The organism is Rhizobium sp. KNZ14-9A (assembly GCF_056755015.1).
Window position 1 is genome coordinate 2947020 of record NZ_JBPGXB010000002.1, and the last position, 26500, is coordinate 2973519.

The 26500-nt window shown below is 61.4% G+C and carries 27 protein-coding genes; 16 read left to right on the forward strand and 11 right to left on the reverse strand.

What is annotated here, in order from left to right; genetic code table 11:
• Positions 1-55: 55 nt before the first annotated feature.
• Both aroC and ribB read left to right on the forward strand, forming a co-directional pair.
• Entirely contained in the window at positions 56-1153 is a 1098-nt protein-coding gene (gene aroC, locus ACR9ZQ_RS21465) for a chorismate synthase (RefSeq protein ID WP_310378424.1), read from the forward strand.
• Positions 1154-1163: 10 nt separating this feature from the next.
• A complete protein-coding gene (ribB, locus tag ACR9ZQ_RS21470; protein ID WP_310378426.1) occupies positions 1164-2267 on the forward strand; it encodes a 3,4-dihydroxy-2-butanone-4-phosphate synthase in 1104 nt (367 codons plus the stop codon).
• A gap of 33 nt (positions 2268-2300) precedes the next feature.
• Here ribB and ACR9ZQ_RS21475 read toward each other — a convergent pair whose 3' ends face one another.
• Positions 2301-3491: a winged helix-turn-helix domain-containing protein gene (locus ACR9ZQ_RS21475; RefSeq protein ID WP_310378428.1), complete on the reverse strand. Its 1191-nt coding sequence runs from the start codon at positions 3489-3491 to the stop codon at positions 2301-2303.
• Positions 3492-3615: 124 nt separating this feature from the next.
• On the opposite strand from ACR9ZQ_RS21475, the gene ACR9ZQ_RS21480 reads away from it, so the two are divergent.
• The 3 genes from ACR9ZQ_RS21480 to ACR9ZQ_RS21490 are packed head-to-tail and all read left to right on the forward strand — an operon-like array spanning position 3616 to position 5485.
• The gene (locus tag ACR9ZQ_RS21480; protein WP_310378430.1) at positions 3616-4290 is read left to right on the forward strand and encodes an energy-coupling factor ABC transporter ATP-binding protein; all 675 of its coding nucleotides are present in this window, start codon (positions 3616-3618) and stop codon (positions 4288-4290) included.
• Positions 4290-4898: a CbiQ family ECF transporter T component gene (locus tag ACR9ZQ_RS21485; RefSeq protein WP_310378432.1), complete on the forward strand. Its 609-nt coding sequence runs from the start codon at positions 4290-4292 to the stop codon at positions 4896-4898. The genes ACR9ZQ_RS21480 and ACR9ZQ_RS21485 overlap by 1 nt, the downstream gene beginning before the upstream one ends.
• Before the next feature lie 23 nt (positions 4899-4921).
• Positions 4922-5485 carry a biotin transporter BioY gene (locus ACR9ZQ_RS21490; RefSeq protein WP_310378434.1) on the forward strand — a complete coding sequence of 188 codons (564 nt, stop codon included), beginning with the start codon at positions 4922-4924 and terminating at the stop codon, positions 5483-5485.
• Here the strand turns inward: ACR9ZQ_RS21490 and ACR9ZQ_RS21495 are convergent.
• The gene (locus ACR9ZQ_RS21495; RefSeq protein WP_310378435.1) at positions 5482-5883 is read right to left on the reverse strand and encodes an acyl-CoA thioesterase; all 402 of its coding nucleotides are present in this window, start codon (positions 5881-5883) and stop codon (positions 5482-5484) included. The genes ACR9ZQ_RS21490 and ACR9ZQ_RS21495 overlap by 4 nt on opposite strands.
• A 186-nt stretch (positions 5884-6069) precedes the next feature.
• Between ACR9ZQ_RS21495 and ACR9ZQ_RS21500 the strand changes: the two genes are divergently transcribed.
• From ACR9ZQ_RS21500 to dxs, 5 genes are all read left to right on the forward strand, one after another.
• The gene (locus ACR9ZQ_RS21500) at positions 6070-7005 is read left to right on the forward strand and encodes a histone deacetylase family protein (protein ID WP_481428768.1); all 936 of its coding nucleotides are present in this window, start codon (positions 6070-6072) and stop codon (positions 7003-7005) included.
• A 2-nt stretch (positions 7006-7007) separates the two neighbouring features.
• Complete coding sequence (locus ACR9ZQ_RS21505) at positions 7008-7259, forward strand: exodeoxyribonuclease VII small subunit (RefSeq protein WP_047613900.1); 252 nt, start codon at positions 7008-7010, stop codon at positions 7257-7259.
• 89 nt (positions 7260-7348) lie between these two features.
• Complete coding sequence (locus tag ACR9ZQ_RS21510; RefSeq protein ID WP_481428769.1) at positions 7349-8116, forward strand: SDR family NAD(P)-dependent oxidoreductase; 768 nt, start codon at positions 7349-7351, stop codon at positions 8114-8116.
• Between the two features lie 89 nt (positions 8117-8205).
• Entirely contained in the window at positions 8206-9129 is a 924-nt protein-coding gene (locus ACR9ZQ_RS21515; RefSeq protein ID WP_481428770.1) for a pirin family protein, read from the forward strand.
• 102 nt (positions 9130-9231) lie between these two features.
• Positions 9232-11148, forward strand: a complete 1917-nt coding sequence (dxs, locus tag ACR9ZQ_RS21520; RefSeq protein ID WP_310378443.1) for a 1-deoxy-D-xylulose-5-phosphate synthase — start codon at positions 9232-9234, stop codon at positions 11146-11148.
• Positions 11149-11171: 23 nt separating this feature from the next.
• Here dxs and ACR9ZQ_RS21525 read toward each other — a convergent pair whose 3' ends face one another.
• Together ACR9ZQ_RS21525 and ACR9ZQ_RS21530 are read right to left on the reverse strand one after the other, a co-directional pair.
• The gene (locus tag ACR9ZQ_RS21525; protein WP_481428771.1) at positions 11172-11498 is read right to left on the reverse strand and encodes an Atu4866 domain-containing protein; all 327 of its coding nucleotides are present in this window, start codon (positions 11496-11498) and stop codon (positions 11172-11174) included.
• A gap of 2 nt (positions 11499-11500) precedes the next feature.
• Complete coding sequence (locus tag ACR9ZQ_RS21530) at positions 11501-12238, reverse strand: SDR family oxidoreductase (RefSeq protein ID WP_481428772.1); 738 nt, start codon at positions 12236-12238, stop codon at positions 11501-11503.
• Positions 12239-12412: 174 nt separating this feature from the next.
• Here ACR9ZQ_RS21530 and ACR9ZQ_RS21535 point away from each other — a divergent pair, with 174 nt between their 5' ends.
• The gene (locus ACR9ZQ_RS21535) at positions 12413-13288 is read left to right on the forward strand and encodes an AraC family transcriptional regulator (protein WP_481428773.1); all 876 of its coding nucleotides are present in this window, start codon (positions 12413-12415) and stop codon (positions 13286-13288) included.
• A gap of 63 nt (positions 13289-13351) precedes the next feature.
• Here the strand turns inward: ACR9ZQ_RS21535 and ACR9ZQ_RS21540 are convergent, their stop codons facing one another.
• Positions 13352-15298 (reverse strand): methyl-accepting chemotaxis protein, encoded by a 1947-nt coding sequence (locus tag ACR9ZQ_RS21540; protein ID WP_481428774.1) that lies wholly within the window; start codon positions 15296-15298, stop codon positions 13352-13354.
• Positions 15299-15611: 313 nt separating this feature from the next.
• On the opposite strand from ACR9ZQ_RS21540, the gene ACR9ZQ_RS21545 reads away from it, so the two are divergent.
• Together ACR9ZQ_RS21545 and ACR9ZQ_RS21550 are read left to right on the forward strand one after the other, a co-directional pair.
• Entirely contained in the window at positions 15612-16358 is a 747-nt protein-coding gene (locus ACR9ZQ_RS21545) for a TlyA family RNA methyltransferase (RefSeq protein ID WP_481428775.1), read from the forward strand.
• Positions 16355-17605 (forward strand): class I SAM-dependent RNA methyltransferase, encoded by a 1251-nt coding sequence (locus ACR9ZQ_RS21550; RefSeq protein ID WP_481428776.1) that lies wholly within the window; start codon positions 16355-16357, stop codon positions 17603-17605. Before ACR9ZQ_RS21545 ends, ACR9ZQ_RS21550 begins: the two co-directional genes overlap by 4 nt.
• Positions 17606-17612: 7 nt before the next feature.
• Here the strand turns inward: ACR9ZQ_RS21550 and ACR9ZQ_RS21555 are convergent, their stop codons facing one another.
• The 4 genes from ACR9ZQ_RS21555 to ACR9ZQ_RS21570 form a co-directional block, all read right to left on the reverse strand.
• Positions 17613-18086 carry an SRPBCC family protein gene (locus ACR9ZQ_RS21555; RefSeq protein ID WP_481428777.1) on the reverse strand — a complete coding sequence of 158 codons (474 nt, stop codon included), beginning with the start codon at positions 18084-18086 and terminating at the stop codon, positions 17613-17615.
• 4 nt (positions 18087-18090) lie between these two features.
• Positions 18091-18456, reverse strand: coding sequence for an ArsR/SmtB family transcription factor (locus ACR9ZQ_RS21560; RefSeq protein WP_481428778.1), 366 nt, complete (start codon positions 18454-18456; stop codon positions 18091-18093).
• 292 nt (positions 18457-18748) lie between these two features.
• Entirely contained in the window at positions 18749-19501 is a 753-nt protein-coding gene (locus tag ACR9ZQ_RS21565; RefSeq protein ID WP_481428779.1) for a crotonase/enoyl-CoA hydratase family protein, read from the reverse strand.
• A 10-nt stretch (positions 19502-19511) separates the two neighbouring features.
• On the reverse strand, positions 19512-21290 hold the full coding sequence (locus tag ACR9ZQ_RS21570) for an acyl-CoA dehydrogenase family protein (protein ID WP_481428780.1): 1779 nt from the start codon (positions 21288-21290) through the stop codon (positions 19512-19514).
• Between the two features lie 210 nt (positions 21291-21500).
• Here ACR9ZQ_RS21570 and ACR9ZQ_RS21575 point away from each other — a divergent pair, with 210 nt between their 5' ends.
• On the forward strand, positions 21501-22493 hold the full coding sequence (locus ACR9ZQ_RS21575; protein WP_481428781.1) for a transporter: 993 nt from the start codon (positions 21501-21503) through the stop codon (positions 22491-22493).
• Positions 22494-22547: 54 nt separating this feature from the next.
• On the opposite strand, the gene ACR9ZQ_RS21580 is transcribed toward ACR9ZQ_RS21575, so the two are convergent.
• Together ACR9ZQ_RS21580 and ACR9ZQ_RS21585 are read right to left on the reverse strand one after the other, a co-directional pair.
• Entirely contained in the window at positions 22548-23033 is a 486-nt protein-coding gene (locus tag ACR9ZQ_RS21580; RefSeq protein ID WP_310378468.1) for a BA14K family protein, read from the reverse strand.
• Between the two features lie 144 nt (positions 23034-23177).
• Positions 23178-24422, reverse strand: a complete 1245-nt coding sequence (locus ACR9ZQ_RS21585) for an aromatic ring-hydroxylating oxygenase subunit alpha (RefSeq protein WP_007817910.1) — start codon at positions 24420-24422, stop codon at positions 23178-23180.
• Positions 24423-24814: 392 nt separating this feature from the next.
• On the opposite strand from ACR9ZQ_RS21585, the gene ACR9ZQ_RS21590 reads away from it, so the two are divergent.
• Entirely contained in the window at positions 24815-25423 is a 609-nt protein-coding gene (locus ACR9ZQ_RS21590) for a DUF6656 family protein (protein ID WP_113323041.1), read from the forward strand.
• Between the two features lie 90 nt (positions 25424-25513).
• Positions 25514-26488: an L-threonylcarbamoyladenylate synthase gene (locus ACR9ZQ_RS21595; protein WP_481428782.1), complete on the forward strand. Its 975-nt coding sequence runs from the start codon at positions 25514-25516 to the stop codon at positions 26486-26488.
• The last annotated feature ends 12 nt before the right edge of the window (positions 26489-26500 follow it).

Sequence of the window (26500 nt, forward strand, 5' to 3'; positions counted from 1 at the left end):
TTTCGAGTAATGGCGCGGCCGGTGACGACTGGTTCCGCGCATCCGGCGGGAACACATGTCGCACAATACATTCGGTCATCTCTTCCGTGTAACTACCTGGGGCGAAAGCCATGGGCCGGCGCTCGGCGCCGTCGTCGACGGCTGCCCTCCGGGGCTGCGCTTCAAGCTCGAGGACCTGCAGGTGTGGCTCGACAAGCGTAAGCCCGGCCAGAGCCGTTTCGTCACCCAGCGGCGCGAAGACGACCTGGTGAAAGTTCTCTCGGGCGTGATGATGGACGCCGACGGCGAGACGATGATTTCGACCGGCACACCGATTTCCATGCTGATCGAGAATACCGACCAGCGTTCCAAGGACTATGGCGAGATCGCCCGGCAGTACCGCCCCGGCCATGCCGACTATACCTATGATACCAAATACGGCATCCGCGACTATCGCGGCGGTGGCCGTTCGTCTGCCCGCGAGACTGCTGCCCGCGTGGCGGCCGGCGGCATCGCCCGGCTCGTCGTGCCCGGTGCCACCATCCGCGGGGCGCTAGTGCAGATCGGCAAGCACAAGATCAACCGTGCCAACTGGGACTGGGATCAGGTCGGGCAGAACCCGTTCTTCTCGCCGGATGCCGAGATCGTGCCCGTCTGGGAAGAGTATCTCGACGGCATCCGCAAGGCCGGCTCCTCTATCGGCGCCGTCATCGAAGTGATCGCCGAAGGTGTACCCGCCGGTCTCGGCGCCCCGATCTACGGCAAGCTCGACCAGGATATCACCTCGCTGCTGATGTCGATCAACGCCGTCAAGGGCGTCGAGATCGGCAACGGTTTTGCCGCCGCCGAGACGAGCGGCGAGGACAATGCCGACGAGATGCGCATGGGCAATGACGGCAAGCCGATCTTCCTGTCCAACAATGCCGGCGGCATCCTCGGCGGCATTTCGACCGGCCAGCCGGTCGTCGCCCGCTTCGCCGTCAAGCCGACCTCTTCCATTCTCACCGAACGGCAGTCGATCGATGCCGACGGCAAGAATGTCGATATCCGCACCAAGGGTCGTCATGACCCCTGCGTCGGCATCCGCGCCGTGCCGATCGGCGAGGCGATGATCGCCTGCGCCATTGCCGACCATTATCTTCGCGACCGCGGCCAAACCGGCCGGCTGAAATAGGAATTACGCCATGCCTTATGATCAGAAGCGCGTTGTTGATGCTATCAGGGCTTTCGAAGCCGGCGAGATCGTCGTCGTCATGGACGACAATGATCGTGAAAACGAGGGTGACCTGATCGTTGCCGCCGTGCATGCGACGCCCGAAAAGATGGCCTTCATCGTGCGCCACACGTCAGGCATCGTCTGCGCGCCCATGCCGAAGGAAGAGGCCAAGCGGCTGAACCTCAATGCCATGGTGGCGGAAAACGATTCCGCCCATACGACGGCCTTCACCGTTTCCGTCGACTTCAAGCACGGTACGACGACGGGCATTTCCGCCGACGACCGCACGCTGACGGTACGCAACCTTGCCAACCCGAATGTGGGCGCGTCTGATTTCGTCCGTCCCGGCCACATCTTTCCGCTGGTCTCCCGCGAAGGCGGTGTGCTGATGCGTTCCGGCCATACGGAAGCTGCCGTCGATCTCTGCAAGCTGGCCGGCCTGCCGCCGATCGGCGTCATCTCCGAACTCGTCAATGACGACGGCACGGTGACGCGCGGCCCACAGGTCGTGGATTTCGCCGAACAGCACGGGCTGAAGCTTCTGTCGGTTGCCGACCTCATCGCTTATCGCCAGCGCAAGGAAACGCTGATTGAGCTCGGCTCGAGCTTCGATATCGAGACACCGTTCGGCAAGGCCAGGGCGCATACCTACTCCCTGCCGTGGGATCCGATGCAGCATCTCGCCGTCGTCTTCGGCGATATCAGGGACGGTGTGGATATTCCGGTGCGCCTACATCCGGAAAACGTAGCGGACGACCTGTTCGGCAAGCGCAAGCCGGTCGACTTCTATATGCAGAAGATCGCCGAAGAGGGCCGCGGCATCATCGTCTACCTGCGTGAAGGCTCCGTCGGAGTCGGCCATTACGACAATGGCCGCAAGGCACGCAATCAAGGCCGTGAGGCGCATACCGAAGCACAGACGCGCGACAGCGAATGGCTGGAAATCGGCCTCGGTGCGCAGATCCTCAAGGATCTCGGCATCAGCTCAATCAAGCTTTTGACAAGCCGCGAACGCCATTATGTCGGCCTGGAAGGCTTCGGGATCAAGATTTCGACGACGGAGATCTGCTGACTAGCTATCCCTTCTCCGGTTAGGGAGAAGGGACTACCCTTTCCAGCCGTCCAGATAGACGACGTTCTCCACGCCGGCGAAGCGCGCTAAGCGATCCAACTCGGCTTCCAGCTTTTCGAGCCGCCCTGCGGATGCCTTCACGCGCGGCTCAAGCCATAGGCGCTTGACATCCAGCGTACCCTTCTTCCTGTCCGCCTTCATATCGATGCGGCCGATGAGCCTGTCGCCCTCCAGGAGCGGGAAAACGTAATAGCCATATTCGCGCTTCGGCTCCGGCACGAAGATTTCGATACGGTAGAAGAAGCCGAAAAGACGCTCTGTCCGGTTTCTGTCCCGGATCATCGGATCAAACGGGCTAAGCACCCGGATTCGTTGCGGCGCTTCCGGATAGCTATCGAGTGTGTCAAGGAAATCCGCGAAGGCCCATGAGGAGCGTGGCTTGCCGCCAAGCGCCGGCTCGATCAGTACTTCAATCAGCTCATCCCGGTGCTCCGTCACCCACGCCTTCGCCTCATCCGGCGAGAGCAGATCCCAGAAGGCGGCGATTTCGCCGTGTGTGGCAAAGCCCAGACGGGTAAGCGCGCTGCGGCAGGCCCAGTCCACGAAATCTCCACGGCTGACCTCAGGCTTATGGAATTCGGCGGGAATGACCCGCTCGACGAGATCATAGATCTTCTGGAAGTTGGAGCGGCCGGCGATGGCGAATTTGCCGGTGCGCCAGAAATATTCGAGCGCCGTCTTGTTGGGGTGCCAGTTCCACCAGCCGCCGGAGACGTGGCCGTCCGCCTTCATGTCGCGCGCCAGGATCGCCCCGTCCTTGACCACCCGATCATAGGTCTCCTCGAAGGAAGCTTCGAAGCCCTCGCCGCGCCATCTACGCCAGCGCTCGACGAGCGCCAGTTCCTCGTCGCGGAATTTGTGTTTCCAGTATTTGAAGAAGGCGCTCGGCAGGATGGAGGCATCATGCGTCCAGTGCTCGAAGAGCGCACCATCCTTTTCCAGGAGCGCGGTCAGGTGTTCGCGCCGGTACGTCTGGTTGCGGGAAAAGAGGATCTGATGATGGGCGCGTTCCACCGTCTGAATGCTATCCACCTGCACAAAGCCGAGGTCGTGAATGAGGTCCAGCAGGCCGGCCTTGGTCAATGCACGGTTCGGAGGCGCGCTCAGCCCCTGCTTGGCGAGAAAGACACGGCGGGCATCGGAATTGGAGAGCAGATTCGTCATACCGCCATCATAGCGCGGAAAATCTTCCTAGCTACCCGATACCATTTCGTGCCGATTTGATTTTGATCCTTTATCGCGTCGTCACCGCCTTATAGAAGCAGGAGTTCAAACAAGGGGACCAGAGTTGGATATTCGTTTCGAGAGCGCGGGCGCCAGTTTCGGAGCAAGGATCGCGGTCGAGCCGCTGACACTGTCTCTCACCGAAAACCGTCTCGGCGTCATCGGGCTCAACGGTTCGGGCAAGACGACCTTCGCGCGGATGATCAACGGGCTCATGAAACCCACCACGGGCAAAGTCACGGTCAACGGGCGCGATACACTTGAGAAGAAGACGGCGCTTGCCGATGTTGGCTTCATCTTCCAGTCGCCGCAGAACCAGATCATCCTGCCGATCGTAAAGGACGACATCGCTTTCGGACTGAAGGGCCGCGGCTTTAGCAAGGCTGAGATCGATCGAAAGGTCGAGATGGTACTTGCCCGCTTCAACGCCGAGGAACTGGCCACCCGCCGTGCGCATGAGCTTTCCGGCGGCGAGCTGCAGATCGCGGCGCTCTGCTCGGTGCTGGCGACCGGTCCCAATATTCTGATCCTCGACGAGCCGACCAATCAGCTTGACCTGCGCAACCGCGCGCTGGTGCAGAAGACCATCGATGGGCTCGAAGAAAATGTCGTCGTCATCACCCATGATCTCGAGTTGATATCAGGCTTTGAGCGGGTGCTGCTGTTCCACGAAGGCAGACTGGAGGCCGATGCGCCGGCAGCCGAAGCGATTGCCCGCTACAGGGAGCTTGCCGTCTGATGCAGTCGCTTTATGTCGAAGGCAACAGCGCGCTGCACCGGCTTTCGCCGCGGGCAAAGATCTTTTCCCTCTTCCTGCTCGGCGTCGTGTTGTTCCTCGGCGACAATCTTCCGCTGCTTGCCATTGTCACACTGCTGACGGCGCTGATCTATCGCAGCATCGGCTTGTCGCTGACGGAATCGGCCGTCCGGGTGCGGCCGATCGTGCTGACGATCGTGATCGTGGCACTCTTCACCCTCGTCGTCAGTCCGTGGCAGGTGGCGCTTGCGACGCTGCTTCGGCTGACGGCACTGATGCTGTTTGCTGCTGCCGTGACTGCGACGACGACGATCACGCAATTCATGGATGAGATAACGGTGCTTGCACGGCCGCTGGAACGGACCGGCTGGGTGAAGGCCGACGATATCGGGCTGGCGGTCGGTCTCGTATTGCGCTTCGTGCCCGAAATCATCGCCCGCTACCATGCGATCAGCGAAGCACATGCGGCGCGCGGACTGAAGGTACGACCGGTGACGATCCTTACCCCGCTCATCATTTTAACGCTCAGGGATGCGGATAACATTGCCGCGGCGATTGACGCGCGCGGCATTCGGCGGCATGTCAGTTAACGATTTATGAATTGGAGATCACGATGAGCACGCGCGACCTCGTTCTTGCCGCTCTTTTCGCCGCGATTATCGTGGCTCTCGGCCTGCTGCCGCCTATCTATCTGGGCTTCATCCCAGTGCCGATCACCGCGCAATCGCTCGGCGTCATGATGGCAGGCGTCGTGCTGGGCGCAAGACGCGCCACGATTGCCGTGCTGATCGTGCTGGTGCTCGTAGCCATCGGCCTGCCTGTGCTTTCGGGTGGCCGCGGCGGGTTTGCCGCTTTCGTGGCTCCGACGTCAGGCTTCCTGTTCGGTTGGGTTTTTGCCGCTTTTGTTACGGGCTTCCTCAGTGAACGGCTGGTGCACGACAATCAGTCCGGCCTCGTCCAGACGGTAAGCTTCTTCCTTGCCGCCATGATCGGCGGCATCGTCGTGCTTTACGCCTTCGGGATCGCCTATCTGGCCCTTGCAGCAAATATCGGCCTGAAGCAGGCCTTTGTGGGCAGCATGGCATTCATCCCAGGTGACGTCATAAAGGCCTTCGTCGCAGCGCTCGTCGGTCGGGCCGTCATGGCCGGCTATCCACTCTTGCGGATTCGCGCTTAATCCAGGAAGCCATAGAGCCAGTCGCGCGTCTCTTCGGGAAGCGCTACAGGCGAGCCGTCGTCGCGGCTGCGCGCCTGCCAGGTGATTTCGACCTCGGCGGCACGCTCATCGTCAATCTCGGCGGCGATGAGAAAGCCGATGGAGCGCACACCGATCTTGTCGACGGCAGCGGTGAAGGTCACTGCTTCGTGATAGTGCAATGGCCGGTGAAGGATGCAGGACACCTTGGCGGGAGTATAGACAGGCTCGTCCTCCATATCAGGTCTCAATGACCAGAAACCCGCAAGTACGGATTCGGCATAGGAAATATAGGAGGCCAGAAACATCTGGCCGTTCATATCCACGTCACGAAACGGTATGCGCAATTCCACCACGTCCGGGCGGTTCGTCTTACTCATTTACAGGTCTGCCTTGCAGGTTATCACTAGGACCCTAGCATGGGGTCCGTCGATGTAAACGAAACAATTAAAATAGCGTAAACGGAGGATGCGGAGCGTTAACCGCGACGATGCAGCGTGTTGAAATCGACACGCTGCGCTCCATCTGCTGTGGATCATGACATTTGCGATCGATAGAGTGCCAGCATGAGCACCCGTCTTTACGAACATCCCATCTTTCTCGAGCACGTGACGCCGTCAGGCCATCCCGAGCGCTCCGACCGCATCCGCGCGCTCAATGTCGCGCTGGAGCATCCGAATTTCGAGCGGCTGGACCGAAAGGAAGCGCCGCAGGCGAATGAAGACGCCGTGCTGCTTGCCCATCCGGAAGAACATCTGATCGCTGTCATGCGGCAGATCCCGGAAGAGGAAGACAAGATCAACCAGCTCGAAGCCGATACCTATGCCAGCCAGAAGAGCCTGCAGGCGGCGCTGACTGGCATAGGCGGGGCGATGGCCGCCGTCGACGACGTGTTCCGCGGCAAGGTCGACAATGTGTTCGTCGCGGCGCGCCCGCCGGGTCACCATGCCGAGAAGATGACGGCGATGGGCTTCTGCTTCTTCAACAATGCGGCGATCGCTGCCCGCCATGCGCAGAAGGCTCACGGCGCCGAACGCGTCGCCATCGTCGATTGGGACGTCCACCACGGCAATGGCACGCAGGATATTTTCTGGGACGATCCCTCCGTGCTTTTCTGCTCCACCCATCAGATGCCGCTTTATCCCGGCACCGGGGCCAAGGATGAAAACGGCGCGCACGGCACGATCGTCAATGCGCCGCTTTCGCCCAATGTCGGCAGCGATCATTTCCGCGAGGCGTTCAAATCGCGCGTGCTGCCGGCACTCAACGATTTCCGGCCTGATATCATCATTATCTCTGCCGGATTTGACGCCCATCACCGCGATCCGCTGGCGCAGATCAACCTGACCGGCGAGGATTTCGACTGGGCGACGGGCCGTCTTCTGGAGGTTGCCGACCGCAGCGCCAATAACCGGGTCGTCAGCCTGCTGGAAGGCGGGTATGATCTGGAGGGACTCGCCGAGTTGGCGGGCATGCATATCCTCAGAATGATGAAGGGTTGAGAATGACTGACAGCGCCAAGCCGGAGGTTTCCGGTCTTTCCTTCGAAAAGGCGGTTGCCGAACTCGAAAGCATCGTTGCCCGGCTGGAACGCGGTGACGTGGCGCTGGATGAATCCATCGAGATTTACGAGCGCGGCGAAGCGCTGAAGAAGCATTGCGAAACGCTGCTTTCGGCCGCCGAAAACCGTATCGAGAAGATCCGTCTTGACCGCGCCGGCAAGCCGCAGGCCGTCGAGCCGCTCGACGGCGCTTAAAGGCGTATCGAAACTCCCTTTCAAGACGCTTGGCGACCAGCTTCCGACCGATCTATGATCCCCTTTCAAAGCAAGAAGGGGACTGACTGATGACGGACAGATTGAAGGGCAAGGTCGCTATCATATCGGGCGGCGCGACCGGCATGGGCGGCGCAGCCTCGAAGCTCTTTGCGGCCGAGGGCGCGCGTGTCGCCATCATCGACCGCAATGGCGAGGCGGCGGCGCAAACCGTCAATGAGATCCGCGCTGCCGGCGGCGAGGCCGATTACTGGACGGCCGATGTTTCGGAGGAAGCAGCCGTCAATGCCGCGGTGGCCGGCGTCGAGGAGCGCTACGGACCGGTCACTGTCCTTTTCAATCACGCGGGTACGATCGTCATCAAGCCGTTCCTGGAGACCACGCTGCAGGAATGGGATTGGCTGCATGCGGTCAACGTCCGCTCCATGTTTCTGATGACGAAGGCGGTGCTGCCCAAGATGATCGAAGCCGGCAGCGGATCGATCGTCTGCACCTCGTCAATCTCGGCGGTCGCGGCGACGCCGATGGAAGTGCTCTACGACACGACCAAGGGCGCGGTGCATATGTTTGCGCGCGCCATCGCCGTCGAATTCCGTGACCGCAACATCCGCTGCAATGCCGTCTGCCCCGGCTTCATCCGCACGCCGCATGGCCTGCGCGAAGTGAAGGAATTGCAGGCGCATGGCGTTGATGTTTCGGACGCGGCGATTGCCGCACAGCAGGGCCGGATCGGCGAGCCCGAGGATGTCGCTCGCGCCGCACTCTATCTCGCCAGCGATGAATCGGTGTTCGTCAATGGCGCCCATCTTTTCGTCGACAATGGTTTTACGGCAATCTGACGGCTTCCCGACGATCTCGCAAACTGGCCCTTTCGCGCCGGACCCGCAGGCGCTATCTGTGGCGGAAGCCTTTGTGATTGGAGTGCGCCATGTCCTTCTTCCCCGGTAAAGATCCCCTGCCCGGTGATGCTTTCGCCTGTGATGCGATCGAGAATCTGATCATTCCGCGCACCAGCGATATCGGCGGCTTCCAGGTGCGCCGCGCCCTGCCAACGCGCCAGCGCCGGCTTGTCGGACCGTTCATCTTCTTCGACCGCATGGGACCGGCGATCCTAAAGCCGGACGAGGCGCTGGATGTGAAGCCGCATCCGCATATCGGGCTTTCGACGGTCACCTATCTCTTCGATGGCGAGATCCGTCATCTCGACAGTCTCGGAACGGAAAAGGTCATCCGCCCCGGCGATATCAACCTGATGACGGCCGGACGCGGCATCGTGCATTCGGAGCGCACGCCGGACAATCTGCGCGGCCATCCGCTTCTGATGTCCGGACTGCAAACGTGGCTGGCATTGCCTGACGACAAGGAGGAAATCGACCCCTCCTTCACCCATACCGAAAAGGGAGAGATGCCTCTGATCGAGACCAACGGCGTGCGTGGACGCGTCGTCATCGGCTCGTTCGAGGGTCTCGCCTCGCCGGTGAAGGTGTTCACAGATACGCTTTATGTCGATCTCGACTTACAGCCGGGCGCGAAATTTCCCTTCGGCGCGGCTCACGAGGAACGCGCCGTCTATGTGCTGTCAGGCGAGGTCGTCATTGCCGGCGACAGGTTTGCGGCAGACCAGCTTCTCGTCTTCCGGCCCGGCGATGCGATCACGCTCGAAGCCGGCACTGAGGGCTGTCATCTGATGCTGTTCGGCGGTGCCGCGCTGAATTCCAAGCGCTACATATGGTGGAATTTCGTGTCCTCCTCGAAGGAGCGGATCGAGAAGGCCAAGGAGGAATGGCGCACCGGCCGCTTCGATATCGTTCCCGGCGATGAAGAAGAATTCGTGCCTTTGCCGGAGGGCTGAAGTGCTCTAAGGTGAAAAACTTGCGGCTATGCAAATGTAGTTGTTTTGCCGCAATTCAATCGAATAAAGCAAAGCCGATCAGTTAAAGAAGAGCGCCCGCCCGTGACACAATCCCCGAAGACCCCGCTGCTCGATCAGGTCACCTATCCTGCCGACCTGCGCAAGCTCGAGGATCGCGATCTGCCGCAGCTTGCACGCGAAGTCAGGGACGAAATGATCGACGCCGTCTCCCGCACCGGAGGGCATCTCGGCGCAGGTCTCGGCGTGGTGGAGCTGACGATCGCCATCCACAACGTCTTCAACACGCCTGACGACCGGCTGATCTTCGATGTCGGCCATCAATGTTATCCGCACAAGATCCTGACCGGGCGCCGCGACCGCATTCGCACGCTGCGCCAGGAAAACGGTCTCTCGGGCTTCACGCGCCGGGCCGAAAGCGAATACGACCCCTTTGGTGCTGCGCACTCCTCAACCTCGATTTCCGCCGGCCTCGGCATGGCTGTTGCTGCCGATATCGACAAGACGGACCGCCGCGTCATCGCCGTCATCGGCGATGGGGCACTGTCAGCCGGCATGGCCTATGAGGCGCTGAACAATGCCGGCGCGCTCGATGCCCGCCTGATCGTCATTCTCAACGACAACGACATGTCGATCGCCCCGCCGACCGGGGCGATGAGCGCCTATCTCGCCCGCCTTGCCTCCGGCCGCACCTATATGGGCTTCCGCGACTTCGGCAAGAAACTGACGGCCTATCTCGGCAAGAACATCGACCGGGCGATCACCCGCGCCGTCGAGCATGCCCGCGGCTACGTGACTGGCGGGACGATGTTCGAGGAGATGGGCTTCTACCATATCGGCCCGATCGACGGTCACTCCTTCGACCACCTTCTGCCCGTGCTGCGTAATGTGCGCGACAATGCCAACGGCCCGGTGCTGATCCATGTCGTGACCCAGAAGGGCAAGGGCTATGCGCCGGCGGAAGCTGCAGCCGACAAGTATCATGGCGTCAACAAGTTCGATGTCATCACCGGCACGCAGGCGAAGGTGAAGCCGAATGCACCGAGCTATACCAATGTCTTCGCTGAGACGCTGGTCCAGGAAGCAACACTCGACGACCGTGTCGTCGGCATCACTGCCGCCATGCCGACCGGCACCGGCCTCGACAAGTTCGCCGAGATTTTCCCGTCACGCTGTTTCGATGTCGGCATTGCCGAACAGCATGCCGTGACCTTCGCCGCCGGCCTTGCCGCCGAAGGTTTCAAGCCTTTCGCGGCGCTCTATTCCACTTTCCTGCAGCGCGCCTACGACCAGGTCGTGCATGACGTGGCGATCCAGGGCCTGCCCGTGCGCTTCCCCATCGACCGCGCCGGTTTCGTCGGTGCCGATGGTCCGACACATGCCGGTTCCTTCGATACGGCCTTCCTTGCCACCCTGCCCGGCTTCGTCGTCATGGCGGCCGCGGACGAGGCGGAGCTCAAGCATATGGTGCGCACGGCCGTCGCATATGATGCTGGCCCGATCTCGTTCCGCTATCCGCGTGGCGAAGGTGTCGGCGTCGACATGCCGGAGCGCGGCCAGATCCTTGAGATCGGCAAGGGCCGCATCGTCAAGGAAGGCACGAAGGTTGCGCTTCTTTCCTTCGGGACGCGGCTTGCCGACTGTCTGCTGGCGGCCGAAGACCTAGATGCCGCTGGCCTTTCGACGACGGTTGCCGATGCGCGCTTTGCAAAGCCGCTCGACCACGCGCTGATCCGCCAGCTTGCGCGCCACCACGAAATCCTCATCACGGTGGAAGAAGGCTCCGTCGGCGGCTTCGGCAGCCACGTCATGCAGTTCATGGCGATGGATGGCCTTCTCGACCGTGGCCTGAAGGTGCGCTCGCTGGTTATGCCCGATATCTGGATGGAACAGGCTAAGCCGGAAGCGATGATCGCCCATGCCGGTCTCGACCGTGCCGGGATCGTCTCGACTGTGTTCAACGCGCTCGGACGTGGTGTTGCCGTCGGCGTGGCCGGTTAAGGCGGCAGGCCGACGGGCTTTTCTCACTCAGGCTTTTTTCCATCACGGTAGAAGATCATTCCGCCGTGATGCAGTGCGCCGTCGATGAAATCACCATCGGCGGTAAAACCGGTATCGTCCCAATATTCGATATGATCGCCGGTCACTTCATAGCGGCCCTGGTAGGCACTCTTTCGCGTACCCCTCGCCTCGTCATAACGGCCGTTGGACAGCAGTTCCTGCTGGATGTGGCCGTCACCGGTAATCCACATTCCGAGATAGGGACGGTTCTGCATTTTCGTTTCCTCTGAAAGAGCGGATGAGGCGGCAAGCGAAAGCACCGCCCCGGCGAGAGCCCCGCGTATCCGCATGGTCACAGTCCCACGCTCGCCGTCGGGCGGACGGTGATGTCGTTGACATCGACATCCTCGGGCTGCTCGATGGCGAAACGGATCGCCCGGGCAATGGCATCGGGCTTCAGGGCGATCTCGCGGAAGGCGACCATGGCTTCGGCCGAAAAAGGTTCGGTGATCGTCTCGGCGAGTTCGGATTCGACAACGCCTGGATAGATGCAGGTCACACGCAGCTTCTTGTTTTCCTGGCGCAGACCATCGGAAATCGCCCGCACTGCGTATTTCGTGGCGCAGTAAACGGCAGCCGTCGGCACAACCGCCAAGCCGCCGACCGAGGAGACGTTGATGATCTGGCCGCGCTCCTGCGCATTCATGATCGGCAGTACGGCGGCAACGCCGTAGAGCACGCCCTTGATATTGACGTCGATCATCCGGTCCCATTCCTCGACCTTGAGCGAGGACATCAGCGACAGCGGCATGATGCCGGCATTGTTGACCAGAACATCGATGCCGCCGAAAGCCTCGACCGCTGCCCTGGCGAAAACCTCGGTATCGGCGCGGTTGGTGACGTCGAGCGCGCGGAACTCGACCGTGCCGCCACCAGCGCGGATTTCCTTTGCCAGCTCTTCCAGCCGATCGGTGCGGCGCGCGCCGATCATCAGCTTGGCGCCGCCAGCACTCAGTTCGCGTGCGGTGCCGGCGCCGATGCCACTGCTCGCGCCAGTGATGAGAACTGTCTTGCCTTTTATACCCGTCATGTTCTTTTCCTCATGCTTCAATCGGGACCGCAGCCGAATGCTGCCGATCCATGCGCATGAGGTTGGACTTGAAGGGCGGAAACCGATAGCAAGCTTTTCCGGATTTCTTGCACGATCTTCCGAAAGCCGCTTCAGGCGCTTGGCATTTGCAGCAGTAGGGTTCATGCTGTTTTCATGGAAAAGATTGCCGAACTCGCAGATCTGATTGATCGCCATACCGAGGCGGATGGTAATTTCGACACGGTACTGCCGCGGGTCGGCATCATACGATCCTCCGCCCGCACCGAACCGATCCATACGCTCTACGAGCCTTCGCTCTGCATCGTGGCGCAGGGGCGCAAGCGCGCCGTGATCGGCGAGATAGCGCATGTCTATGATGCTGCGCATTATCTCGTCGTCGGTGTCGACCTGCCCGTCATCGGCGCCGTCGTCGAGGCGAGCGCCAACCGGCCATACCTGTGCCTGCGGCTGCAACTCGATCGCGGCACGCTTGCCGAAATGCTGCCGGCCCTACAGGGGCGCATGCCGGAAAGCCCTGCGGCCGGTGTCAGTGCCACGACGCCTGAACTCATCGACGCGGTCGTGCGCCTGTTGCGCCTGCTCGACACACCCGAGGATGCGGAGGTTCTGGCGCCGCTGATCGAGCGGGAAATACTCTACAGGCTGATCCGCGGGCCGCAGAGCGCGCTGTTGCGGCAGATCGCCAATGGCGAAAGCAGGCTCAACCAGATCGGCCGGGCGATCGATTTCGTGCGGAAGAATTTCAGCGAGCCCTTCGCCATCGAGCATCTGGCTTCGGTGGCTGGCATGAGTGCTTCATCCTTCTACGAGCATTTCAAGACCGTGATGGCGATGAGCCCGCTGCAGTTCCGGACCCAGCTTCGTCTGCAGGAGGCACGGCGGCTGATGGTGACCGAGGGGCTGAGCGCTGCCGAGGCTGGTTTCCGTGTCGGCTACGACAGCCCTTCGCAGTTCAGCCGCGATTATGTCCGCGTGCATAGCATCCCGCCGCGGCGGGATATCGAGCGGCTGCGCGCCTCCGCCGGGTAAGCCCAAAAAGAAAGGGCGGCACTGAATGCCGCCCTTTCTTTTTCATTTGCGAAGAGATCGCTCTCAGAACTCGGTCCAGTCTTCCTGGACGACGGCAGCAGTCGCGGTTGCCTGCTTGCCGCCGAAGGCCCTAGTGACCTTGCTAGCGAGCGCGCGGGCCGGAGAGGCGACCGGTCGGGACGCGGTGGTTGCTGCAGTGGTTCTCTGGACCGGAGCGGCAGCCTGAGCGCCGAGCTTAAACTGGCGCAGCAGGTCGTCGAGAGCGGATGCTTCCTGGGCGAGCGCGTGGCTCGCAGCAGTCTGCTCTTCAACCATGGCGGCGTTCTGCTGAGTGCCCTGGTCCATGTTGTTGACGGCGGTGTTGATCTCCTGCAGGCCGATCGACTGTTCGCGGGTCGCGGTGACGATTGCGCCGACATGACGATTGATTTCCTGAACCTCGGCGACGATCGCTTCCAGCGCCTTGCCGGTTTCGCCGACAAGGCCGACGCCAGAGTTGACCTGTTCGCTCGACGCGTTGATCAGCGCCTTGATTTCCTTGGCGGCATTTGCGGAACGCTGGGCGAGTTCACGCACTTCCTGTGCGACGACGGCAAAACCCTTGCCGGCTTCACCGGCACGTGCTGCTTCGACGCCGGCGTTCAGCGCCAGAAGGTTGGTCTGAAAGGCGATGTCGTCGATGACGCCGATGATGTTGGAGATCTCGCCCGAAGACTTTTCGATCTGCTGCATGGCCGAAACCGCCCTGCGGACGACTTCGCCGGACTTTTCAGCGCCGAGGCGGGTGCGCTCGACGAGGTTGCCAACGTCTTCGGCGCGCTTGGCGGAGTCGCGCACCGTGGTCGTGACTTCTTCGAGAGCAGCTGCGGTCTCTTCGACGGCAGCGGCCTGCTGTTCGGTGCGGTGGGCGAGATCGTCCGCGGCAGAGCGAATTTCACCGGCGCCGGCATTGATGGCCGAAGCGTTGCGGCCAACGGACTGCAGGGCAGCCTGCAGCTTTTCGACGGCATTGTTGAAGTCGTTGCGCAGGCTGTCGTACTGCGGCGCAAACGGCGTATGGATGCGGGATGCGACATCGCCAATGGCAAGGCCGGCAAGGCCGCCGGCCAGAGCATCGACGGCGAAGCGGATTTCGCCTTCTTCGCGGGCCTTCTGCTCGTCGCTCATCTGTCGTTGGCGCTCGGCTTCGCCGCGCATGCGGTCGGTTTCGCCAGCAAGCTGCTGCTTTTCGATGGCAGCATCCTTGAAGACCAGAACGGACTGGGCCATGCGGCCGACTTCGTCGTGACGGCCGGTTGCCGGGACTTCGATATTGTGGTCGCCGCCGGCCAGACGGTCCATGGCGGCCGTCATGCCGACGATCGGGCGAACGATGGTGCGCGACAAAGCCCAGGCGAGTGCGGCGGCGGCAAGAGCTGCGGCAATGCCACCGGCCAGAAGCGTCGTCTTGAGATCGCTATTGGCGTCCGCCTGGGCCGCGGCGAGTGCAATGGACTTGTCGCGGGCGAGAGACTTGATCTTGGCGGAAGCGGCGCGGAAGCCGTCGAGCTGGCCCTTGGTGGCGTTGACACCGATCTTGACGACCTCTGCGATCGGCGTTTCTGTTTCCTTGCGGGCCTTGGCTTGCGGCTCGGCGAGCTCGTGGAAATAAAGGTCTGCAGCCTTCTGCATGTCGTCGATCATCGAGACGAGCTCAGGCTGGGAAGCGGCGGTCTGCTTTGCAGCGGCAATCGCCTTCAGCATGCGCTCGCGGTTGGCAAAAATATCGCCATAGGTGCTGTCGCTGCGGAAGAGAATGAAGCCGCGCAGGTTGACGGCCTGCTCAAGCATGGCCTGCAGCGCGTCATCGATCTGGTTGACGAGAAGCTCGGATTTTTCCTGTTCGGCGGAAGCGCTCGCCGATGTCGTTGCCTTGGAATAAACGAAAGCGGAAACGGATACGAAAATAAGGATGAGTGCTGCGAAAGTGGCCGCAAGCTTACCATTCAAGGATATGTTTCGAGCGAACATCGGTCAATTTCTCCTGGCGACATCAGGCGCGACAAGGGGCGACCACGCAAATGCGCAGCCACAAGACTTCTTGATGAGGGACATGATCGGCGGGGAGGACGCGGGAGCCTTCATGGCACGAAGCGATTCAAAAGCGAGCCGCTGCAATCAAAGCGAACCTATGCGAGCAGGATTTAAAATTGTTTAAATTTGGTGCGTCGCAGCACAGGTCGGTTTAGTTTATTGCGGTTCCGGCGATGTGAGCCCGCACCGGCGCACCCGCGATACCAACAAAATGCTTGCAACCGACGGCTTTGACGGTCATTCACAGCCGATGTCAGATCAAAACAGCCAGCGCCTCGACCAGCTTCTCGTCACCCTCGGCCTCTTTGCGAGCCGCTCGCGGGCGCGAGACGCCGTGGCACGCGGCACGGTGAAGGTCGCCGGCAAGGTGGTGACGAAGGCCGGCGCCGTCTTCGGCGACGATGCGACAATCGAAATCGACGACCCGGCGCAGGACTATGTTTCGCGCGCAGCATTGAAGCTGGTGGCCGCACTCGACCACTTCGGGCTCGATCCGGCAGGACGGCACTGTCTCGATGTCGGCGCTTCGACCGGCGGCTTCACCGAAGTGCTGCTGGAGCGGGGTGCTGCGCATGTGACGGCTGTAGATGTCGGCCACGGGCAGATGCATCCGCGCATATCGGGCAATCCGCGCGTGACCAATATCGAGGGGCTCAATGCCCGCAATCTGACGGCTGAGGATATTGGCCAGCCCGTGGCGTTCATCGTCTCCGACGTCTCCTTCATCTCGCTCAAGCTGGCGCTTGCTCCGGCGCTCGATATTGCGGAGCCGGGAGCGCTTGCTGCAATCCTCGTCAAGCCGCAATTCGAGGCGGGGCGCGAGGCGATTGGCAAGGGCGGGCTGCTCAAGGATCCAACTTCCGGGCCTGGTGTGGCGGCAGAACTCGAGCGATGGTTCACTGAAGACATGGGCTGGAAGAGTTTCGGGCTCATCCCCTCGCCTATTTCGGGCGGAGACGGCAATCAGGAATTTCTATTGGCAGGGACAAAAGCGTGAGCACGGAAACAATCACCATCGACAGGCTCGGCGCACAGGGCGACGGTATCGCCAACGGCAAGGATGGACCTGTCTATGTGCCCTTCACGCTGCCGGGAGAGACGGTCGCGATCGCCCGCGTCAAGAGCCAGGGCACGGTCATGTCGATCGCCTCGGCCTCCGCCGACCGGCAGGAGCCACCCTGCCGGCATTTCGGGCCAGACGGCGTCAACGGCACCTGCGGCGGCTGCACACTGCAGCATATGGCGGATGCGCCCTATCGCGGCTTCAAGCGGCAGCTCGTCATCGATGCGCTGAAGTCCAAAGGCCTGACGCCTGAGGTCGGCGAGATCGTCGCCGCCCATCCGGGCGAGCGGCGGCGGGTGGTCTTTGCTGCACGCAAGACCGAGAAGGATATGCTTGTTGGTTTCAACCAGGCCGAAAGCCATCACATCGTCGCCATCGAGGAATGTCCCATCTCGTCGGCGGGGATCATTTCCCGGCTGCCGGCAATCAAGGCTGTCGGGGCGGCAGTCGCGACCAATGCGGATGCCTTCCGCATCGCGGTTCTCGAAACGCTCTCCGGCCTCGACCTTGCGGTCGAAGGCATAAAGAAGCTGTCCGACCAGCAGCGTCGCAAGGCGGTCGAGATCATACTCGGCCTTCGCGGCATTGCCCGCGTCTCGCTTGATGGCGAAATCCTGATCGAGCCGGCCAAGCCGGTCGTCGAGTTCGGCGGTATCCAGGTGTATCCGCCTGCCGGCGGCTTCACACAGGCGACGAAGCCCGCCGAAGAGGCGATGGCAAAGCCGGTGCTTGCGCATGTCGGCAAGGCGAAGCGGATCGCCGATCTCTTTGCCGGCGCCGGCACCTTTTCGCTGCAGCTTGCCCGTCTCGGCCGCGTGCATGCCGTTGAAGGCGACGGCAAGGCGATTGCGGCACTCGACTACGCGGCGCGCAATACCCAGGGCCTGAAGCCGGTGACCGTCGAAAAGCGCGATCTCTTCCGCCGCCCGCTGATGACCTCGGAGCTCAAAGTCTTCGACGCCGTCGTCTTCGATCCACCACGTGCGGGCGCGGAGTTCCAGTGCAAGGAACTGGCGCGCTCGATCGTCAAGAAGGTCGTGGCGGTGAGCTGCAATCCGCTAACGCTTGCCCGCGACCTCGCCATCCTCGTCGAGGGCGGCTACCGAATTACATCGGTCACGCCCATCGACCAGTTCCTCTGGACCTCGCATGTTGAGATCGTCGCGACGTTGGAGAAATAAGCAGCCGTCAACCGACCTTTTCGCCGGCGAGATAACGGCCCAGTTGGTCGAGTTGTCCGGCGATGCCGGCCTGGCGATATTCCACCTTATCGCCGCCGTCGAGAATGGTGATCTGCTCGGTGACGACGACATGCGTGCCTTCGGCAACCGGCGTCAGGCTGATGGTCGTCAGTGACGAGGAGATCCGCCGCTCATTGTGCGACATCGTATAGGCGTAGACGATGCGGCGATCCCTGACGATGTCTTCGTAACGCGCATCGGCGACATATTCGTCACTCTTGCCGAAGTTGAACCGGCTGATATCGCGGCCACCGACGCGGAAATCATTTTCGGTATAGGTGGTGGTGAAATCCTCGCCGATCGCCTCCCATTGCAGGCGCGCCTTCGGATCGGACCAGGCGGCAAAGACGCGTGGAGCCGGCACGTCATAGGTGCGCTCGATGGAGAAGGTGGAATGAAGGGTGCTGTACTCTTCCTGCATGGTCTTACTCCTTTTCGTTCTGCTTCTCAGGTTTGTCCGGCATTTCCGGATTGGCTTCGAGATATGCGCCCAGTTTGTCGAGGCGGTGCTCCCAGAGGATGCGACGCTCATTGATCCAGGCTTCGGCGGAGCGCAGCGCCAGCGGCTCGATCCGGCAGGTGCGCACGCGGCCGTTCTTTTCCGATCGCACAAGGCCACTCGCTTCCAGCATCTGCAGATGCTGGAGAACGGAAGGCAACGCCATGGACAATGGCTCAGCCAATTCCTTCACCGAGGCGGGGCCCTTGCAGAGCCGATCCACCATGCTGCGTCGGGCGGGGTCTGCCAGCGCCTGGAACATCAAATCGAGTGCATGTGATTGGTTAGGCATGTACCTAACTATAGATATGAGATGGGGAGAGTCAATAAATAGTTCGGCAAATACCTAACTATTCCGCAGGGGATGCGCGACTGGGATGCGGGTCGCCCAATAGTTTCGCAGCGCGGGGGTTAAGCGCGCTGCGAACGAGCGATAGACGTTGGATGAATTCGCACAAGGGGGGTCGTACGAAACACGTCACGCGCCCGGACAGTTCGGGGGAACCATCCTCCATTCATTAGTTAGACTATGCTTAAGAGAGGCTTTAAATTCGCGTCCGACAATAACCACTGATTTCTAGGGCTCAGCGGCGCATGAAAGCCTCGAAGGCAGCGCGAGCCTCATCACTTCTCATGCGGGCGGCGAAGTGGCGGGCCTCTTCATCGATACGCGCGATAATCTCCTCCCGCGGGCCGCGAACGAGATCGCGAGCGATCTTCAACGCTTCCGGCGGTTTGGCTGCAAGCTTTGCGGCCGCAGCGATCGTCTGGCTTTCCACATCTTCCGGCGTCGTCACCTTCCAGATCAGGCCGGCTTGCTTCGCATCCTCAGCCGTAAAGGCCTCTCCGGCAACGAGCATGGCGAAGGCGCGCTGATGGCCCGCAATGCGCGGGACGATCAGGCTCGAGCCCGCCTCCGGCACCAGCGCCAGATCGACGAAAGGCGTGCGGAAATGGCTGCGGTCGGAAGCAACAGTCAGGTCGCAATGCAGGTTGAGCGTCGTGCCGATGCCGATCGCCAGACCATCGACGCCCGAGACGAGCGGTTTTTCGGCATTGACGAGTGCATAGAGAAAATCGATCAGTTCCTGGCCCATGCTGCCGCCCATGGCCACGGCGAGAAAATCGCTGATATCATTGCCGGCCGAAAAGCAGCCTTCGGTGCCGAGAAAGACCGTCGCCCGGATATCGGCATCGGCATTGGCGGCATTCAGCGCGTCGGTCATGGTCCGATACATGGCGCGAGTGAAGGCATTCTTCTTTTCCGGCCGGTTGAAACGGATGAGCTGGACGGACGGATGTTCCGCGGATCGCTCGATGATGATGGGATCGCTCATATCAGTCTCCTCAGGCAAGGACGGTGCGGGCAGCTGCAAGGCTATTGGCCCCGTTGACGACACGGTCTTTCAGCGCCGCCGTTTCGGACAGAAGGTTTTCGGCTGCGAAACGGCAGAGCGCGATACGGCCCTCGCCTGCCCCGTCCGCCGTGCGGGCAAGGCCGCCCTTGGCGAGATAGCAGCCTGTGAGCGCAAGGCCGAACAGACGCTGATAGGGGGTTGCGCCTGACAGGACCTCGGCGGACTTGCCCTCGGCAAGGCGGGCAAGCAGCCAGTCGGTAGCCTCTGCCAGATCGGCAAGCGCTGCCTCCAGCCTGTTGGCCGTCGTGCCGAAACCGGCGAGATTTGAACTGCGGACAGCCTCAGCGATCGCCTTCAGCTCGGCAATGAAGCCCCCGACCTGCTTGCCATCAGACAAAGGCAGCTTGCGGGTGACGAGATCAATTGCCTGAATGCCGTTCGTGCCTTCATAGATCGGGGCGATGCGGGCATCACGCAAATAGCGGGCGGCACCTGTCTCCTCGATGAACCCCATGCCACCGTGCACCTGGATGCCGAGGGAGGCGACATCGACGCCAGCATCCGTCGCGAAGGACTTGGCAATCGGCGTAAGCAGCGCAGCGCGCTCCTGCCAGTGTTCGCGTCGCTCATTGGCGCGATGCGCCATATCGATCGCATGGGCGCAAGCATAGGCGATGGCGCGTGAGCCCTGCGTCAGGGCCTTCATGGTGAGCAGCGTGCGCGTGACATCGGGATGGTCGATGATCGGGCTCATGCCGGAGCCGCTCCAGCCAGGGGCTTTGCCCTGCGTGCGCTCCTTGGCATAGACGATCGCCTTCTGCGTCGCCGCTTCACAGATCGCCACACCCTGCATGCCGACGGCAAGTCGGGCATTGTTCATCATCGTGAACATGCAGGCGAGGCCCTTGTTCTCCTCGCCGATCAACCAACCGATCGCACCCTTCTCTTCGCCGAACTTGCCGTCGCCATAGATCATGGTGCAGGTGGGCGAGCCGTGAATGCCGAGCTTATGTTCGAGTGAATGGCAGTGAAGATCGTTGCGGGCGCCGAGCGAGCCGTCATCATTGACAAGGAATTTCGGCACGAGGAAAAGCGAGATGCCGCGAGTGCCGGCCGGCGCATCCGGCAGGCGCGCCAACACGAGATGGATGATGTTGTCGGCCGCGTCATGCTCGCCCCAGGTGATGAAGATCTTCTGGCCGAAGATGCGGTAGCTACCATCCTCACGGCGCTCGGCGCGCGCCTTCAGGACGCCGAGATCGGAGCCGGCATGGGGTTCCGTGAGGTTCATCGTGCCGGTCCATTCACCGGACACCATGCGCGCCAGATATTTTTCCTTGAGAGCGGCACTACCATGCACGTTCAGCGCCTCGACGGCACCCATGGTGAGCGTCGGGCAGAGTGCGAAAGCCATTGAGCCGGAGTTCCACATTTCGAGGGCCGCGACATTCAGCATGTGCGGCAAAGCCTGGCCACCGAAGTCCTCCGGCGCGGTCAGGCCGTTCCAGCCGCCTGCGGCCCAATTGCGGTAGAGGTCGCGCCAGCCGTCCGGCGTCTTCACCGCGGCGTCGGCAAGCCGGGCGCCCTGGCGGTCGCCGATATCGGCGAGAGGGGCGATTTCCTCCGTGGCAAATCGTCCCGCCTCGGCAAGAATGGCATCGACGAGATCTTCGCCAAGATCGCCCAAAAGACCACCGTCGATCGCCTCAGCCATGCCGGCGACATGCTTCAGCGTGAACGCGATTTCCTCGACAGGCGCCTTATACATCTTATTTTCCTCCGCATTCAGCTCACGCATGGCAAAGCCGGGTGCACAAGCGCCTCCATTCGAAGAGCTAATTGATTTTTACGTAAACGTCAATTTGGTTTCCGTCGACAACCTCGAACGAAGGCGTCTTTTCGCTTGTGCACTTGCACAAACAAACGTCATGGAGAATCTCTAGTAGAACTGATCGTTTTCGCGAGAGGATCGGCAATAATGGATACCTTGCCCGTCAATATACCCGGCCTCGTATGGGCTTACCGTTTCTCGCCGGAAAGCAGGAAGGCCGCGCGGCTGCAAAACAGCGCGACGGCCGCGGAGCTGACCGTAGACGACGGTTTCTATTGGCTGCATCTCAACCTCGCCGATGCCCGCGTGCCCGCCCTGCTCGACAGGCTTGGCGTGATGGATGACGCCAAGTCGGCGCTGACCACGCGCGACACGCACGCGGTCCTGACTGTCGACGAACAGATGCTCTATGGCACGCTGGTGGACTGCCAGCGCGAATTCGACCAGGACACGGCCGATCTCGGCTGGCTGCATTTCGCCATCTCCGACCGTTTCATCATCACCACGCGCCTGCAGCCGCTGAGAAGCGTGGAGCGGACACGTGTGATGATCGAGAAGAATCCCGGCAAGTTCGCCCGTCCCGTCGACCTCTTCGAGCTGCTTGTGACCGAGTTCCAGCGCACGCTGATCTCCGTCGTCATGGAGCTCACCGAAGAGCTCAACCTGATCGAGGACTTCGTCTACGACAACGCGCCGCGTGACGAACGCCGCAGGCTTGCTCCCGTCCGTCGCACGATCGTACGCCTGCATCGCCATCTGCGCACGGTCCTCGCGCTGATGCGGCGAGCGGCAGCCTCGGACGAAGACGAAATGCCCTTCGGTTTCGACGATATTGCCGGGCGATTGACGAGCCGGCTGGAGACAGTCGACCACGATGTCTATGCGCTGCAGGACCGGGCAAGGCTGCTGCATGAAGAAATCGACTCCAAGCTCTCCTCGGAGACGAACCGCCACCTTTACATCCTGTCGATCATGACGGCCTTCCTGTTGCCGCCGACACTGGTGACCGGCTTCTTCGGCATGAACACGGCCAACCTGCCCTTCGCCGTCGGAGACTACGGTACGGAATATGCCGTGGTGCTCATCGCCGCCTCCATCGCTTTGGCTTGGTGGCTGTTGAAACGGGTGAATATTCTCTGAACGAAAGCGCCCGGCTCGATGGCCGGGCGTTCAATCTCGATCTCTGGTTTCGCCTCAGTAGTAGGGCGAGTAGCACTGCTGGCGCGGACCGTTATAGGGCTGGAACGTATTGTCGTAGGCCCTGTAGGAACGGTAGCGGTTTTCGCACCAGGCGACATGGCTCGGATTGATGCCCGAGGGAGCCGGCGCGGGCGCATAGTAGCGCGGCTGCGCCGCGATAGCGCCGCCGATGACGGCACCGGCGCCAAAGGCTGCCAGCGGATACCAGTAGCCGTCATAGTGGCGGTAGCCCGGACGATAATAGGAATAACCGCGATAGCCGCCGTACCAGCCAGGGCGATAGGCGGGGCGGTAGCCCGGATAGTAACCGGGGCGGTAACCTGGCCGATAGTAACGGCGATATTGGACGTTTTCGACAGGCGAAGATTTTTCCACCTGCGGGGCGGTCGGCATCTGGATTGCCTGCGACGGCACGAAGCTCGTAACAACGACGGCGGCGGCCATAACCGCAGTCGCGACCTTCTTACTCAGCCCAAACATTGCGTGTCTCCGATAAAGAGCGAAAAAAGCCTGCCGGATAACGGACAAAACGGAGAATTGTTCCCGAAAGACCCGAAAACGGCACCCACACTCCATCTCTACCGGAGGCGAAATGAACTGGACATTAACCGGTGACGATCGCCTTCAGGCAACGACCGAGAGCTTGGCCTGATCGCCCTGCAGCCGGTTGACCATGAAGTTCGAATACCATTCGAGGAACTGCATGACGCCACCTTCGTGGACCTGCGAATAAGGACCGGGCTCATAGGCCGGCGACCGGATGCCGAAGGCGTTCTCTTCGACGATGCGGCGGTCCTGGTCGTTGGTCTCGGTCCAAACGTGCGTCAGTTCCTCGAGGTTATAATCGACACCTTCGACAGCATCCTTGTGAACGATCCATTTGGTCGTCACCGCCGTCTCGTTGGCGCTGAGCGGCAGCACGCGGAAGGAGATGGCGTGGTCGCCGAGCAGATGGTTCCAGGTCGTCGGATAGTGGAAGAGCAGCATGGTGCCGATGTGGCTGATCTTCACGTCGTCGGACAGCGGGCGCTTGACGGCGGGCCTGCCGGACATGGTGTAGCTTTCGGCATCCTCGATCAGCGGCATGCGGGCAGTGCGGAACTGCCCGTCCGGCGAGATCTGGAACTTGCTCGGCAGACCGGCGGCCTCGCAGCGCGCCCAGTGGCCGGCAATCTCCGGATCGTCGGCGCCGCCATCAGTGCCTGTCACGCTCGGCGCTTCCGGATAGGTGCGGCAGAGCTCGGGATGGTTTGCGGCGCAGTGATAGCACTCGCGATTGTTTTCCCAGACAAGCTTCCAGTTGCCCTTCTCGATGATGGTGCTCTGGAAGGCGATCTTGGCCTCGCTGATGTGGTGGGGCGCCATATAGGGTTCGACCTTGTCGCGCACGGTCTGGAAGTCCGGCGCGACATTGGCGAGGCAGATGAAGACGTAACCGGCGACGATTTCGCAATGGACCGGTTTCAGTCCGTAGCCGCTCTTGTCGAAATCATCGCCCATGTGGCGCGCGAAGGCGAGCTTGCCGTCGAGATCGTAGGTCCACTGATGATAGGGGCAGACGAGCCGTACCGACGAGCCGTGCTCCTTGGTGCAGACGCGTGAGCCGCGATGGCGACAGCTATTGTGGAAGGCGCGAATGACATTGTCGCGTCCGCGCACGATGACGACAGGATACTCGCCGATCTGGACGGTAAAGTAGGCGCCTGGCTTCGGCAGTTCGCAATCATGGCCGATGAACAGCCAGTCGCGATAGTAGATCATTTCCATATCCAGACGGAAATAATCCTCGTCAATGTAGAAGGGCTGTTCGAGACTGAAACCCTCGCGGCGGCTCTTGAGCTGGCGCAAAACGTTGCTGCGAATATCCATCTGCCTATCCTCGTGCATGTGGCTGCTACTCTTTTCGAGCACGGCAGCGGAAGCGCGCCCGCTTCCTTCTCCCTCCGGAGAACTGGTCATGGCGTTATTTAAGCACCGAGCATGCCGGTCGCTTGGTTGTAAAGCGACATCCGCTTCGAAATTGACGACAGGGAGCCGGGTCGTCCTCGGAAACCTTCACTCGCCTTTGATCACCGTCAATTGCGACATTTGATGACTCGTCAGACACAAGCGAATCCAATGTGGCCGGCGAGGCACTGTCGCATTTGCGACATGCCGCTCGCAAACCCAGCTCTCGCGCCTTCTTCGCGCTGTTTTAACAGCGTGTTAAGCACGAAATCCTATCCTTGCCGACAACCCACACAGCGAAGACTGCGAAAGCCATGGCCAAACTTCGATATTTCGACACGCGGGAAGAAATCAAGCCTACAGAACCGCGGCTTTTCGCCAAGCACTCTGAATTCCTGCGCACCGGCCGCATCAGCCGCCGTCGCGAAGACTGGCTCCCGGACGAGCGCCGCTATCTCACCCATGAGGAAGTGGCTGAAAAGACCGCACGCAAGCTGCAGGCGGCCGGCGAAAAGACCCACCAGAACATCAACGGCTTCCACCGCGCGATCCAGTTTCCGAAGATGATCTTCCACCGGACGCTGGCCGATAGCCCGCATCTCGGCTACTGCCACGTCACGGCCGCACGCACCAAATTCGCTCGCTACGACGAAGTGGCCTGGGCCTTCTACATCGCCAACTTTTATTCCGACATCGGCGACAACGACAATTTCTTCGACAATATCGCGGTGCAGAATTCCCGGATGTATTTCGCCGTGGCGATCAAGCCGGGTGAAAGCACGCCGGAGAGGATGGTGGTCGACCGCTCGGTGCGGGGCAACGGCCTGCTCTTCCGCACCAACGATCCGCAGATCGCCATCCGCAACATCCTCCTGCTCGGCGCCCGCAACGAGCAGCTTCGCCAGATCATCCGCCAACTGTAGGTTCGCCGACAGTTGATCTACAAGCTTCGGGCGGGATTGATCGCGCCGCAAGGAAAGCCTAATGACTGCCGCAGTAAAACCGGGCAGGACATGGCAAGAATAATCGACATCAAGGCGGACAGGCAGACGGCACTCGAAGCCGGCTGCGCGGCGCTCGGCGAAGGCTTTGCGATCGCCATTCCGACCGAGACCGTCTACGGCCTTGCCGCCGACGCCACCAATCCGGCGGCGATCACCCGCATCTATGAGATCAAGGGGCGGCCACGCTTCAATCCGCTGATCTGCCACATGGCGGATCTTGCGATGGCAGAGACCTATGCCGAATTCGATCCGGTCTCCCGCGCTTTGGCAGAAGCCTTCTGGCCTGGCCCGCTGACGTTGGTACTGCCGTTGAGGACCGGCACCGCGATCCATGCGCTGGCGACCGCGGGCCTCGACAGCGTCGGCATCCGCATACCGAAAGGTTTTACCGGCGATCTGATCCGGGCCTTCGGACGGCCGCTTGCGGCTCCGAGCGCCAATACATCCGGCAAGGTGAGCGCCACAAGCGCTGCCCATGTCGAGGCTGATCTGGGGGCAAAGATACCTCTCATCCTTGACGCAGGCGCCAGCGCTGTCGGCGTGGAATCGACGATCGTAAAGATCGAGAACGGCGAGCTGCGACTGCTGCGGCCCGGCGGCCTGCCGGCCAGGGAGATCGAACGGGTGGCCGGCAAGCGTTTGCTGCGTTCGAAGAAGGCAGCTGCGGCGATCGAAGCGCCGGGCATGCTCGCTTCACATTACGCGCCGGGCGCAGCCGTCCGGCTCGAAGCCACGGCATTGGAACCCGGTGAAGCGTTGATTGCTTTCGGTCCGGACAGAGTGGCAGGGGCCGAGCAAGCGGCGATCGTGCTGAACCTCAGCCCGCGCGGCGATCTCTCGGAAGCGGCCGCCAATCTTTTCGACTACATGAAGAAGGCTGACGCCAGCGGCGCCGCCGTGATCGCCTTTTCGCCGATTCCCGACGAAGGACTTGGAGAGGCAATCAATGACCGGCTGCGGCGAGCGGCAGCACCGCGTGAGTGAGGAAGAGGGACC